Origin of the sequence: Caballeronia sp. Lep1P3 (genome assembly GCF_022879595.1) — a bacterium.
GTDB lineage: Bacteria > Pseudomonadota > Gammaproteobacteria > Burkholderiales > Burkholderiaceae > Caballeronia.
The window spans coordinates 153,857-166,824 of record NZ_CP084267.1 but is presented as its reverse complement, the minus strand read 5'-3'; the positions used below and the strand labels follow the sequence as shown (position 1 = coordinate 166,824).

Here is a 12,968-nt window from a genome sequence, read left to right as displayed (position 1 = left end):
CCGATTCAGCGACCGGGACGGATCACGAAGCCGTCCCGGTGTCGCTTAGCACGCGGTGTGTCGAAGGACTGCCTTGCATCACCGCTCCCGCCACTACCTCAAGAAATACCAATACACGCCCTTCTGCGACGCGAGATACACGTCCGCCGCCATCATGCAGAAAAGCACCGTCGTCATCCACAGCGTAACCCCGTCCTTCACGCGAATCTCCTGCATCAGGAACGGCAGCAACAGCGAAATGTAGTAGAACACGCGGTCCTTGCCGAGCGGAAAGAAGACGAACGCGCAAACGAGATAGGCGAGCAGACCGAGGTGCATCAGCGCGAGATCACGCAGTGGCGCGCGCAGGCGCACGGCGCGCATGTACGGAAGCGACGCGATCACCAGCACGGATGCGAGCCCATAAGACAGCAGCAGCACGAGCAGGTTGACGGAAAACTCCGCCGCGTAATTCGCGTAGTCGTCCAGACGCCGGCCACCGAAGGTATCGAACAGCGTCTGCGCACTCGCGGCCAGCACCGTGCCCGCCACGACGACGACGGGAATCGCGATCCGGTTATCCGAGCCGCTTTGCCGCGCCACGGTGATCAGCAAGGCGGGGATGACGAACGTCGTGTGAATGGTGCTTGCGATCCACATGCCGAGCACCGGGCGGCGCAGCCCGATGGCGAACAGCATCGCCACGCCGAAGCCGAAGCCCTGGCGCAACTGGAAAAGTCCGATCGTAAAGAGCGCCGCCGGGACGACCGTCCACACCAACAGGCCGAGCAGCGGACGACGCAAGCGCGCAAGGGCGCAGAACACGAGGATGTTGGACAGCGCGACCGTCAGCCGGATGGCCGACTCCGGCGTGAAGCCGAACGAATTGACGAAGATGATCCACAGCCGCCAGCCGATCTCGTCCGTGATGATGTGCGGGATCAGGCCAAGACCCGTGCCCGTGTGCTGGAAATAGGCCTTGAGCCACGCCCAGTCGGTGTACTTGAAGTAGAGAAGATACGCATCCTGGTCCGCGACGGTATAAATCGATCGTTCGGACGTCGTAAGAAACCATATGATGTAGAACGACAGCAGCAAAAAAGCCCAACCCGCAGGCGTCGCGAAATAGGAACGATCGTCGCGCCGTACCTGATTCACATCCAGCAAACCGGCGCTTTTACGCAAGGCTAAATTCTTCATGGTCGTGGGTGATACGCGCGGACGCGTCGTCTATCATCATTATTGGAAGCTGTTGTAATTGGGTTCGTTTCCCATTCAGGAACCCGTACCCGATGATTCCGTCAAAGAAAAAGCAGAAACATGTAAAGCCTTTAAAATCCCGCGCGGTGTCAATAAACATAAATATCGAAATCTGATTAAAAACGTGCGGTGACGCACATATAAGTAATTCGACTTGTAGTAACCGCGAGGTTTTTACGATCCGCTAAATGCGAAACCGGCGGTCGGGGTTTTTCCCAACCGCCGGTTTGGCGCATGACGTATCGGCAAGAGACGGCGAATCACAAAGAGTCGTTTCGGTTAGATTCTGGACCCTGCTGCACTGCGGCAAACTCCCTGTTCAAGCGCTGGTGTTCGAGGTTTCCATCGCTGTTTCGGCACGGTAGTGCGAAAGGAATATCCTCATTAGCGCAGGCGATCGGGCGCAGCCGGCCGCCTTTCGGCGCGCGAGCCATGCCTGAGCATCCACACCGGAAGCGTCATCCAGAAGGGCGTTCTGAACCTCACCACAGCCGCATAAATCCAGAGATAGACGCCCGCGAAAGCCAGCGCGGCGATGCCGAGCACATACGGCGAATTCCAGAAGAACGTCGCCGGAACGATCGGAATGAGGCTCAGCATCCACAGATAGACCGAACTGACCGAGTTGCGGCGCGTGCACTGCTGCGGATCGCTGAAGGAGATGCCTTTGCGAGCAACGCGCTTGTAGATGAGCGTATGCAGGTGAAGCGCGTCGGGCGCATCGACGGCGCGCCCGCGCACGTAGCGGCGCCGGTAGATGGAGAAGATGGTCTCGAACGCCGGATACATCGCCACGATCGCGTAGAAGGCGCTGACGTTCGGGTGCCGCGCGATCAGCAGCACGACGAGTTCCGCCATCATGAATCCGATGAAGTAAGCGCCGCCGTCGCCCATGAAAACCAGCGCGGACGGGTAGTTCCAGACGACGAAGCCGCCGATGGCGCCGATCATCGCAAACGCCACGCTCGCCACGAGCCAGTCGTTGACGGAAACGGCCACATAGCCGATGGACGCGAAGATGAGAATGGCGACGACCGACGCGAGGCCGTTCAGACCGTCCACGATGTTCATCGCGTTCGTCACGCCCGCCACGGCAACCATCGTGAAGGCAATGCCGATCGGCGTGAAGCGCAGCAGGAAATCGACGGCGGGCAGATCGACGCGGTCGATCACGGCGTGCAAGGCGAAGCAGCAGGCGAGCGCCGCCACGAGCGCGCACAGAAGACGCACGCGCGGCGTCACGCGCTTGGTCAGGTCTTCCGCGAGGCCGCCGATGAACGCGGGCGTCGCGCAGCTCAGTAAAAGGAACGCTTCATACGTCGGCGAGGTATGAAAAACGGTGGACGTGGCGAAGGTGATGGCGGTGCCGCAGAAGATGGCGAGGCCGCCGACCCGCGGCACGGCCGTGTAGTGATTCCGCTGGACCGCGCGCAGGTCGAAGTCGAGTGAGAAGCGCGCACAGGTTCCCGCATACTTGACAACCAGCCAAGTCATCAAAAACGCACTTGCAAAGCCAACTGTCAAGTTAACCATTTGCTTCTCCGGGGGCTTTCGAAAGCGGCATGGTGCGCTGCGAAAGATTACACGTTGTCCTTCCTATCCGGCCATGCGGTTGATGCTGCTGTGACGCGCGGATTAACCGAAAAAACAAATAGGCGTTCAGTAATTGGCGAATTGGATTCGATGATCGATCCGACATCCGAAACGTATCGTAAACAACATCGCATTGCCATTCCAGAGTTTTTTTGCGCAACTCATACAGGATATCCCTAGTGAACAGCATCTCGAATGTTCAGAGGAACCAACTAAATGCATAAACCGTGTTGCCGTTTCCGACAGGCCCGGTATACGATACGGAGCACCGCACAATTAATTAGCGCGCTATGCAGTACGGCAGCTATGCAAAAGGTGGCCAGAATTATTACCGGGTCGTGTCCGAAAATTGGCAGCGCTATTAAGTCAGATAATTAGGGCGCCTAGCGGACATCGTCATCAGCAAACGGCAAGGGTTCCGGTTCTCGCGGGTGAGCCGGGCCATCGCGACTCCCCGTCGACAAGAAACGTCAGCTCTGAGGGAAAGACCATGGCCGAGTACATCGACCAACGTAACGCTGAGGTGAGCGGGCAGCCGCTTCGTTTCGATTTGGTCAGCGTCATCGATAGCATCTATTCGCACCGCTGGCTCATCATCACCGCTTTCGTCTTAATATTCGGCACGGGTTTTCTTTATGCCGTCATCGCCCCGCCGGTGTATCAGGCGCGAATCGTCGTTCAGCTGGAAGACGCCGGCGAGGGCTCGTCGCGTGCGTCGTCCAATGAATATGTCGGCGATGTGTCGTCCATCGTCGGCACGCGATCGAACGCGGACGGCGAAATCCAGATTCTCAGTTCGAAGCTCGTGATCGGCGAAGCCGTCGATTCGCTGAACCTTGCCGTCAGCGCGCAGCCGGTCTACTTCCCGATCATCGGAAAGGTCGTCGCGCGTTATGCGCAAGGTCTGTCGTCGCCCGGCATCTTCGGGCTGGGCGGCTACGCGTGGGGCAACGAGTCGATCGATGTGCGCGCGTTCGACGTGCCCAAGCGCGACACCGGCCGCGCGTATCGCCTGAAGACGCTTGCCGGCGGCATGTACGAGCTGTCCGGCCCCGATCTCGAAGCGCCCGTGACCGGCAAGGTCGGCGAACTCGCGACGTTCGACACGGGCAAGGGCCTCATCAAGCTGCGTGTCGCGTCGATCAATGCGGAGCCGGGCATCGAGTTCGCGGTGCGGCGCTCGTCGCGCCCGTCCGCGATCGAGGCGGTCAGCCGCGCGTTGCAAGTGGACGAGCAGGGCAACAAGTCCGAAGTGCTGGCCGCGACGCTTTCGGGCGCGGACCCGGTCGCGGTGGCCTCCACGATCAACGCCATCGGCCAGGCCTACGAGCGGCAGAACGCCGAGCGCAAGGCGGTGCGCGCGCAGGCATCGCTCCAATTTCTGAACTCACAGCTTCCCGCGTTGAAGCAGCAGGTCGAGCAGGCCGAGCAGCGCTACAACGCGTATCGCAACCAGCATGCGTCGGTCGATATCAGCGAACAGGCGCGCGTGCTTCTACAGCAGTCGTCGGCGGCGGAAGCCTCTTACTATCAGTTGATGCAGCGGCGGCAGGAAATCTCAACGCGCTTTGCGCCCACGCATCCGGAACTGATACAGCTCGACAAGCAGATCGAGACGACGCGCCGTTATCGCGACTCGCTCACCGAGCGCGTGCGCGAGCTTCCCACCGACGAGCAGAGCACCGTGCGCCTGATGCGCGAAGTGCGCGTCGCGACGGATGTCTATTCGACCATGCGCTCGAACATGGAGCAGTTGCAGCTCGTGCGCGCCGGCAAGATCAGTTCGGTGCGGATCGTGGACAACGCCGACGTGCCCGAAATGCCGAGCAAGCCCAACCGCACGGTGATCGTCGCGGTGTCCGCGGTCGCCGCACTCTTCGCGGGCCTGGGTCTTGCGTTCGGCTGGGACTTTCTGAAGAAGGGCGTCGTCGATCCGGGCGAACTCAGCGGCACGGGCTTGCAGTTATACGCAGCCATTCCGATGAGCACGGACGAAGCGCGTCTCGCCAAGAACCGCAATCCGACGGTGCCCGAGCGCCTGCTTGCCGCGAAGTGTCCGCAGGATCCGGCCGTCGAAGGCTTGCGCGTGCTGCGCACGGCCGTTCAGGTCGCGATGATCGGCGCGCGCAACAACGTGGTCATGCTGAGCGGCCCGATGCCGCGCAGCGGCAAGTCGTTCACATCGACGAACTTCGCGGCGGTGCTGGCGGCTGCGGGCAAGCGCGTGCTGCTCGTCGATGCGGACCTTCGGCGCGGCCATATCCATCGCATTCTCGGCGTGCCGTGGGGACCCGGCCTGACCGAAGTGATGCAAGGCACGCTGCGCATTCACGACGCCATTCGCCGCGACGTCGTGCCGAACCTCGATTTCCTGGGCGTCGGAAGGTATCCCGAGAACGCGTCCGAGCTTCTGCTGCGCGGCAACTTCCAGCGCGCGCTGGAAGAAGTCGACGACGACTACGACATTGTCGTCGTGGATGCCGCCGCCGTGCTCGCGGTATCGGATGTCGGCATCATCGCGCCGGCGGCCGGGACGATTCTTCTGCTCGCGCGCTATGGCGTCACGCGCGCGACGGAAGTGACTACGGCCATCCAGCGCCTGAACCAGGCGGGCTGCAAGGTGAACGGTCTCGTGCTCAACGCGGTGCCGGACGGCGCGGGCGGCTATGCCTATTCGCGACGCTACGGCGGCGGCGCGTACCGGGCGTACTACCAGGAAATGGACACATGACGCATCGACCGTTCACGACGCATCCATGAAGATAGTCCTGCTGGTGAGCTCGATGGGAACGGGCGGCGCGGAGCGCGTTGCGGCGACGCTCGTCAACGCGTGGGCCGCGCGCGGCGACGACGTGACGCTCGTACCGACGTTTGCCGGCGAGCGCGAGGTGTTCTATCCGCTCGACGAGCGCGTGCGCGTGGTGCATCTGGCGGATCTCGTCGCGCGCGGTGCACGCGGGCCGTTGCGTTACCTCGCGCGCGTCACGGCCTTGCGCCGGCTGATTCGCAAGACGCAACCGGACGTGCTCATCTCGTTCCTGCCGAACGTGAGCGTGATGACGTTGCTTGCGTCGCGCGGCTTGCGCGTTCCGGTGATCGCGTGCGAGCACAACAATCCATCGGTCGATGGACGTTCGCCGCTATGGACTCTGCTGTGCCGCGTGTTCTATCCCGGTGCGCGCGTCGTCACGGTGCTGACCGAAGGCGTCGTCGAGCCGTTTCGCAAGATGGTGCCGGGTGCGAAGAGCATCGTCGTCATGCCGAATCCTTTGCCGGATGAAGTGTTCGAGCGCGCGCTCGCGCGCCAGCCGTTTTCGGGGCGCAAGAAGATCGTATCGGTCGGGCGCCTCACCGGACAAAAACAGTTCGATGTCCTGATCGACGCGTTCGCAGCCATAGCGAGAGAACGCGACGATGTCGATCTTTGCATCTTCGGCGAAGGCGCTGACCGCGCGAGCCTCGAAGCGCAGATCGCGCGGCTCGGCATGAAGGAGCGGATTGCGCTTGCGGGCACGACCGACGCGCTGTGGGACGAACTCGCGACGGCGCGCGCATTCGCGATGTCGTCGCGCTACGAAGGCTTGCCGATGGCCCTGATGGAAAGTCTCGCGCTCGGCGTGCCGTGCGTCGCGTCCGACTGCCCGAGCGGGCCGAAAGAACTGACATGCGACGGGCGGTTTGGCTTGCTCGTGCCCGTCGGCGATCGCGAAGCGCTGACGCACGCGTTGCGCCGCGTGATCGACGACGACGGCCTGTGCCGCGAGATGGGCCGGCAGGCGTCGGAATCCATGCGCGAACGCTATGGAATGCAGGCGATTCTGCCGATGTGGGACCGCCTGTTTGCGCGCGTGGGCGCGGCGTCATCGAACGAATCAATGCGAACCAAGGCAGCGACGCCTTTGAGCGCGAGCAGGAATGCGGGTGCAGGTGCAAGCGACTGAACGGTCCTGTGCGTCATCCGATGTTCGGCATTTCCAACACAACCGGATTGCAAAGCATGAATCACGACGCCCTGAATCTGAAAGCCTATTCCAGCAAGAGCATCGTTCACGACTTCGAGAGCTATCAAGTCCTGCAAAAGGCGGAGGAAGCGATATTCGCGCGGCTCGCGCCGCAAGTCGCGGGCGGCGCCATTCTCGACATCGGCGTGGGCTGCGGCAGGACCACGCCCGCGTTGCTTGCGATGAGCGGCAACTACACCGGCATCGACTATTCGGAGAGCATGATCGACGTCTGCAAGGAGCGCTTTCCCGAGCAACGCTTCATCACGATGGACGCGCGCAAGCTCGACGGCCATTTCTCGCGCGACTACTTCGATCTTGTCGTGTTCTCCTTCAACGGCATCGACAACGTCGGACATGAGGATCGGCTCACGATCATGTCGAAGATTCATCAGGTGCTCAAGCCCGGCGGGTACTTCGTGTTCTCGAGCCACAATCGCGATTTCGTGAAGTTCGAGGACTTTCTCAACAGCCGCCCGAGCATCGCGCTGAGCCTCAATCCGATCACGACGCTGCGCAATCTCTCGCTCTTTCCGCTGCAATACGTTCGATACAGCAAGAACTCGCGGCAGAACGTGATCGAGCCGGACTATGCCGTGGTCAACGAGCCGGCAGCCGACTATCGCATGCTGCAGTACTACATCTCGATGGATTCGCAGCGGCGCCAGTTGCACGCGCTGGGCTTCGACGAGCGCGTCGATGCATACGGCTTCGACGGCCTGCTCACGGAACACGATCGCGAAAGCGGTTGGCTTTACTACGTGGCGACCAAACCCCTGCATGCGCGCGCGAACCTTGCGTGACGCATCGCGGCGTGCGGACAGCGCAGGCGCGGTGCCTATGCCGCGCGAGAAAACCAACGAGAAAGTGCGATGAAGATCGTCCTGTTCATCTATTGCATGCATTGCGGCGGAGCCGAGCGGACCACGGCCAACCTCGCCAATGAATGGGCCGCGCAGGGCGCCGATGTCAGCGTCGTGTCGCTGGAATCGACGCGCGTCGATTTCTATCCGCTGCATCCGGCCGTGCGCCGCATCGCGCTCGACCTTGCGAGCGAGCCGCAGGGCGCGCTTGCCGCGCTCGCGGCCAACGTGAGGCGCGTGCGCGCGCTGCGCCGCGTGCTGCGCGAACTGAAGCCGGATGTCGTCGTGGGCATCATGACGGTTGCATCCGTCGTGGCGATTCTCGCGACGCAGCGATTGCCCTGCAAGGTCATCGCGACGGAACACACGCATCCGCCGATGCTGCCGCTCACGCCGGTCTGGCAGCAGTTGCGCCGGTGGTCGTTTCGCGCGGCGGATCTCGTCGTCGCGCTCACCGGCGACAGCAAGCACTGGCTCGAAGAAAACTGCGACTGCAGCGACGTGCGCGTCATCCCGCCGCCTTTCACGCTGCCGATTCCGCGGCTCGAGCCAATCCTCATGCCCGACGCGGTCATCGCGCGCGATCGCCGCGTGCTGCTGGCCGTGGGCCGTCTGCACGATGCGAAGGGCTTCGACTATCTGATCGAGGCGTTCTCGCATATCGCGAGCGCGGTGCCGGACTGGGACCTCGTGATCGTCGGCGAAGGCGACGAGCGTCCGCCGCTCGAGCGGCAGATCAATGCGCTCGGGCTGAAGGATCGCGTGCTGTTGCCCGGGCGCGCCGGCAACGTCTCGGACTGGTACGCAAGAGCCGATCTGTACGTGCTCAGTTCGCGCTTCGAGGGCTTTTCGATGACGCTCGTCGAAGCGATGGCGAGCGGCATCGCCGCCGTGAGCTACGACTGCGATTGCGGCCCGCGCGACATCATCCGCCACGGGGAAAACGGCTTGCTGGTGAGCGAAGTGGGCGACACGCGCATGCTCGCCGAGTCGCTCAAGACACTGATGCAAAGCGACGCCGAGCGGCAGCTTCTCGCATCGCGCGCGTCGGGAGTCAAGGACGCCTTCTCGCTCGATACGGCGTTGTCGCTATGGCGCGCGGCGTTCGTGGCGGCCGGCGTGCGCAGCGCGCAAGGCGCGAGCGCGTGAGCGCGCGTCGTCCCGCGGGACATGTCGGCGTCGCGCGCGTTTCTTCGCCCAGGCGTCGCTCGATGACTCTATTCGCGTGGTCGGCGGTTCTGGCGGTTTTGGCGGCCGGATCGTGGTGGGTTGCCGGTTCCGGCGTGTGGGACGTGCCGCTTGCCGGCAATGCGTCGCGCACGGCGCCTGCATTCGGCGCGCGCAATGCCATCGTGCTCTTGAGCGCGGGCCTCGACCACTGGAAGCCGGACGCGCCGTTCGGCCCGACGACCGACGGCATGTCGCGCATTCGACAGGCCGCCGCCGATTACGCCGCATGTCGCGCGCAGGCTCGCGTGTGCAAGGTCATCATTAGCGGCGGCGATCCCGAAGGCCACGGCATCGCCGATGCGGAACTCTACGCCGGGGAGATCGCGGCGCTCGGCGTGCGCGAAGACGATGTCATTCGCGAAGCGCGCAGCAACACGACATATGAGAACGCGAAGTTCGTGGAGCCACTGTTGCAAGGCGGCCACTACGATGCCGTCGTGCTGGTGACGTCCGCGTACCACATGCGTCGGGCGAAGATCGCGTTCGATCGCCTCGGATTCGACGTCATACCGGATGCGGCGCCTGCGGATCGCGCCGAGTTCTCGCTCGTTCCGCGCCGGCAGAATTTTCGCCTCGCGTGGCGGGCGCTGCATGAGCTAGGCGGAATCGTGCAGTTGTATCTATACGACTGGACGAGCATCCACTGAAGACCGCATGCACGAATGCAGGCGCGCGCAACGCCAAAAAGGGAGGACTCCGAAACGAAGTCCGCCCTTTTCCAAAGCCAGGTTTTGCGCCGAATCCGTTTAGCGCATCCTTTGCCGCTCAGCCGATTTTGGGATTCACGACCGAGACCTTCGGGCCCTTGCTGTCCCAGTCGCCGAGGTACCAGTTCTGTTTCCAGACCGGGTTCGTGCTAGTGATCGCACCGGTGACGACGCGGCCATTCAGTTGCAGACCGCCGACGCCGAACGGGCCGATCTTGCAGTTGTCGGTATGGTTCGTGATCTGGATGTCGACGTTCTTCGACACCGGGCCGGGGAACGCGCCGAGGTAGACCTGGATGCCGGGGCCCGCGCAACCCTGAGTCGTCGGGCTGACGATCTTGATGGCCTGCAGCACGGCGCTGTTGTCGTCCGGCTCGATGTCGAGACCGCACGACGGCGCGGTGCCCGAAATGTTTTCCCACAGCGGATTGGTGAACGTGATGCCGTTGCCCGACGTGATCGTCGCGCCCTGACGGCGGCAGCCGTTCGCGTGGTGGCCGCTGATCGACACGTTGGAGCTGGTCTTGCCCGAGCCGCCCCCGCTATTGCCGATGTAGATGCCGTCGCCCCAGCAGTTGATCGTCGTCGGGTTCGTGATCGTGACGCCCGTCGCGCCGGTGATCGAGATGCCCATGCCGAATTCGCCCGAACCGGCCGAGTTCAGTTCCTTGCTGCCGTCGAGGTACGGCGCTTCGATGTTCACGTTGCTCACGTCCGCCACGCGCATCATCTGATACGTGCTGGTGTTGTGCGGTAGCATCTTGATCGAGGCGCCCTGCGCGAAGCGGATATGCGTGTTCGAGCGCAGCGTGAGACCGGTGGCATCGATGCGGCTCTTGCCCGTGATGAGGAGAATCTGTCCAACCGAGCCGTCGATGGCGGCCTGAAGCGCCGCGCGATCGTTGGTCGTGCCGTCGCCCTTCACGCCGAACGACTTGTCCTGCAGCACGCCGCTCGTGCTGGTGTTGGCGGTGCCTTGCGAGCCGGTGTTCGTGCTGGCTGCGGCAGTGGAGCTGGCCGTCGTCGCGGCGCTCGCGGCCGTCGCCGAGCTGGCGCTGCTTGCGCTGCTTGCTGCGGCTGCGCCCGAGCGTCGGCGCTGGCGATTGGCCACCGCATCCGCGACGCTGCCGTCGTTACCGCCGCCGCATGCGGCCAGCGCGAGCGAGCCGGCGCCGAGCACGAATGCGGAAACGAGTTTGCGGCGCATGGTGCTGGGCACTTCCAATACTTGCTGAATCTCGGTTTTCGTCGAAGCCATTGAGGTCCTCTGAATGGTGATAGGCGCGGCTCTATAGGCCGGGCTGATGAATGCCTGGAAAAATGGAGCCACAGGGAAGAGGCGGCGGTTTCGGCGCCTCCCTGTCGAGGTGCGGAATCACATCCGTTGGCCAGAACGTTGGCGAACAGCCGCATCCATTAGGAGTCCAGACGGGTAGACAGGCGAGCCGATTCACCGGATGACGAAAAGCGATCCGGTCACAACCTGATGCGTTTGCTGTTTCCCTCTAACGAGAGCCGTTACACATCGCTTGAGACTCGATCAGTCGATCGGTAAATCTGACGTCACGGTTGAAAAGGCGTTTCTGAAAGATCGTAAATTAGATCAGACGAAACACTGCTTTGCCGTGAAACTTGAGTTCGGGACGAATCATATCGTATGACGCAAGTAACGGATACCCGGCGAATCGTAACGGAATGTAAAAAAGTCCGCCGCCAAGGGAAACGAAAGTGGTTGAAACGATTTAAAAGGTAATTATCGGACGAAACGAACGTTCGGCGCGGTGCAACTGCCGCGCATCCGATCGGTAAAATAGGGACTATAGGGTTTACGTGCCGAAGCGCGCTTTTGGTGATGCGAACGAGCGTTTTGGCAGATTTTCGGCGGGGCGGTCCGGACGCGACAAACGGGCAAACTCAATCGCGCACTACTTTAATCAGCGGAACAGTTGTTAATCCTACGATGATATAAATCGCGTCGCGAGATATTAAGTGACGCATCGCCATTAATCCCTCGCGGCATTATGGATTTGACGTCTCGGGCCTTATTTTTTAACGCGAATTTTGAGTGACGGCACGCGTGGCCGGGTTGCAAATCGACGGAATAATTACCGTAGAGCGCATCGCTCGGACGATGGTCGCGCGTTATAGCTCGAAGAAACACAGCAGTTTCCAGAGCGCGTAATTGCGCGTGCGGAACGCGTGGTCGAGCGCGTCGTCGGCGCCGCTTGCAGCCCTGTCGCTGCTTTCGCTTCTGAGCGCCTCCATCTGGCGGCAGCAGAGATAGAACACGGCGCGCTTCACTTCGTCTTCGTAGTGCGCGAGCCTGAGATAAAGCAGCGCGCCGAACTGCGTCCTCACCTGCCTGAAGACGCGGCTGTCGAACGGAAGGCCGAGCGCCCTGCGGTCCGACAGCAGCTTCGATACGACCCAGTACGCGTCGAGCGTTTTCGGGTCTTTGGTGAGACGAGCCGACAGTCCGCGCGGATTCTCCCGGTAGTAGTAGACCGGCTGCCTCAGGCTGACATAGCCGTTGGCCGAAGGAAGAAGGATCAGTGCGACGACGGTGTCCTCATACGCCATGCCTTCGGGAAACTGCACGCTTCCGAAGAGATCGCGCTTGATGACCTTGCCCCACGGATAGCCCGAAAGCGCCGAAACGTCCGGGTCCGCGCGGGCCGCAACCACATCGTCGAACTGCTGCGTGCTGTGCACGGTGCCGCCCACATCGACGATCCAGTAACTTCCTTGCACGATGTCCGCGCCATCTCGCATGGCCGGAACAAGCAGGGTTTCGATGCAATCCGGCGGCAGATAATCGTCGGAATCGACGAACATCACATACTTGCCGCGCGCGCGCCGAAGGCCCTCGTTACGGGCGAGCGCGACGCCTCCGTTCGCGATGCGCACGACCGTCACGCGCGGATCGTTCGCGTATTGACCGAGGATGCGCGCAGACCCATCGGTCGATCCATCGTCGATCACGATGACTTCGTACTCGAAGGCCGTCTGCTGATCGAGGATCGAGTCGATGCACTTGCCGACATACGCTTCCGTATTGAACACAGGAACGATGACGGAAAGCGCGACACGCGATTCCTTGTCCACGCCTCTCAAGGGCGTGAGACTCGACGGACGGTACGGCCTCAATTGCTGAAGCTGCGCTTCGAGCGCCTTCTCGTCGATGGCGCTGGCGTTGGCGCGGCCATCGTGCGTGAGCTTCAACGCAGCGGCCATGCATGAAATGGGAAGGCGGGAGACGGCATCGACGCTTCTCGCAACGGCTTCCGAGCGCGTTGCCTTCGATACGTATCGGTAGACCTTGCTCATGCGCGCTC

9 protein-coding genes are annotated in these 12,968 nt (G+C 62.1%); 5 read left to right on the top strand and 4 right to left on the bottom strand.

The annotated features are described in order from the left end of the window. Nucleotides 1-93: 93 nt before the first annotated feature. Both LDZ27_RS21320 and LDZ27_RS21315 read right to left on the bottom strand, forming a co-directional pair. On the bottom strand, nt 94-1,164 hold the full coding sequence (locus LDZ27_RS21320) for an EpsG family protein (protein WP_244817784.1): 1,071 nt from the start codon (nt 1,162-1,164) through the stop codon (nt 94-96). Between the two features lie 459 nt (nt 1,165-1,623). Beyond that, nucleotides 1,624-2,733 carry a glycosyltransferase gene (locus LDZ27_RS21315; protein WP_244817783.1) on the bottom strand — a complete coding sequence of 370 codons (1,110 nt, stop codon included), beginning with the start codon at nt 2,731-2,733 and terminating at the stop codon, nt 1,624-1,626. A 589-nt stretch (nt 2,734-3,322) separates the two neighbouring features. On the opposite strand from LDZ27_RS21315, the gene LDZ27_RS21310 reads away from it, so the two are divergent. The 5 genes from LDZ27_RS21310 to LDZ27_RS21290 all read left to right on the top strand — a co-directional run bounded on the left by LDZ27_RS21310 (nt 3,323) and on the right by LDZ27_RS21290 (nt 9,573). Beyond that, nucleotides 3,323-5,563 (top strand): polysaccharide biosynthesis tyrosine autokinase, encoded by a 2,241-nt coding sequence (locus LDZ27_RS21310; protein WP_244817782.1) that lies wholly within the window; start codon nt 3,323-3,325, stop codon nt 5,561-5,563. A 25-nt stretch (nt 5,564-5,588) separates the two neighbouring features. Then, a complete protein-coding gene (locus tag LDZ27_RS21305) occupies nt 5,589-6,773 on the top strand; it encodes a glycosyltransferase family 4 protein (protein ID WP_244817781.1) in 1,185 nt (394 codons plus the stop codon). A 56-nt stretch (nt 6,774-6,829) separates the two neighbouring features. Next, nucleotides 6,830-7,636, top strand: coding sequence for a class I SAM-dependent methyltransferase (locus LDZ27_RS21300; protein WP_244817780.1), 807 nt, complete (start codon nt 6,830-6,832; stop codon nt 7,634-7,636). 69 nt (nt 7,637-7,705) lie between these two features. Beyond that, entirely contained in the window at nt 7,706-8,845 is a 1,140-nt protein-coding gene (locus LDZ27_RS21295) for a glycosyltransferase family 4 protein (RefSeq protein ID WP_244817779.1), read from the top strand. Between the two features lie 62 nt (nt 8,846-8,907). Further along, nucleotides 8,908-9,573, top strand: coding sequence for a YdcF family protein (locus LDZ27_RS21290; RefSeq protein ID WP_244817778.1), 666 nt, complete (start codon nt 8,908-8,910; stop codon nt 9,571-9,573). A gap of 118 nt (nt 9,574-9,691) precedes the next feature. On the opposite strand, the gene LDZ27_RS21285 is transcribed toward LDZ27_RS21290, so the two are convergent. Beyond that, a complete protein-coding gene (locus LDZ27_RS21285) occupies nt 9,692-10,891 on the bottom strand; it encodes a right-handed parallel beta-helix repeat-containing protein (RefSeq protein ID WP_244817777.1) in 1,200 nt (399 codons plus the stop codon). 884 nt (nt 10,892-11,775) lie between these two features. Continuing rightward, entirely contained in the window at nt 11,776-12,960 is a 1,185-nt protein-coding gene (locus LDZ27_RS21280; protein WP_244817776.1) for a glycosyltransferase family 2 protein, read from the bottom strand. Between the last annotated feature and the right edge of the window lie 8 nt (nt 12,961-12,968).

What these genes read in the sequence shown, in the direction of transcription:
- LDZ27_RS21315 (WP_244817783.1), bottom strand. Translation starts at nt 2,733, where the DNA reads ATGACTTGGCTGGTTGTCAAGTATGCGGGAACCTGTGCGCGCTTCTCA.
- LDZ27_RS21310 (WP_244817782.1), top strand. Translation starts at nt 3,323, where the DNA reads ATGGCCGAGTACATCGACCAACGTAACGCTGAGGTGAGCGGGCAGCCG.
- LDZ27_RS21305 (WP_244817781.1), top strand. Translation starts at nt 5,589, where the DNA reads ATGAAGATAGTCCTGCTGGTGAGCTCGATGGGAACGGGCGGCGCGGAG.
- LDZ27_RS21300 (WP_244817780.1), top strand. Translation starts at nt 6,830, where the DNA reads ATGAATCACGACGCCCTGAATCTGAAAGCCTATTCCAGCAAGAGCATC.
- LDZ27_RS21295 (WP_244817779.1), top strand. Translation starts at nt 7,706, where the DNA reads ATGAAGATCGTCCTGTTCATCTATTGCATGCATTGCGGCGGAGCCGAG.
- LDZ27_RS21290 (WP_244817778.1), top strand. Translation starts at nt 8,908, where the DNA reads ATGACTCTATTCGCGTGGTCGGCGGTTCTGGCGGTTTTGGCGGCCGGA.
- LDZ27_RS21285 (WP_244817777.1), bottom strand. Translation starts at nt 10,891, where the DNA reads ATGGCTTCGACGAAAACCGAGATTCAGCAAGTATTGGAAGTGCCCAGC.
- LDZ27_RS21280 (WP_244817776.1), bottom strand. Translation starts at nt 12,960, where the DNA reads ATGAGCAAGGTCTACCGATACGTATCGAAGGCAACGCGCTCGGAAGCC.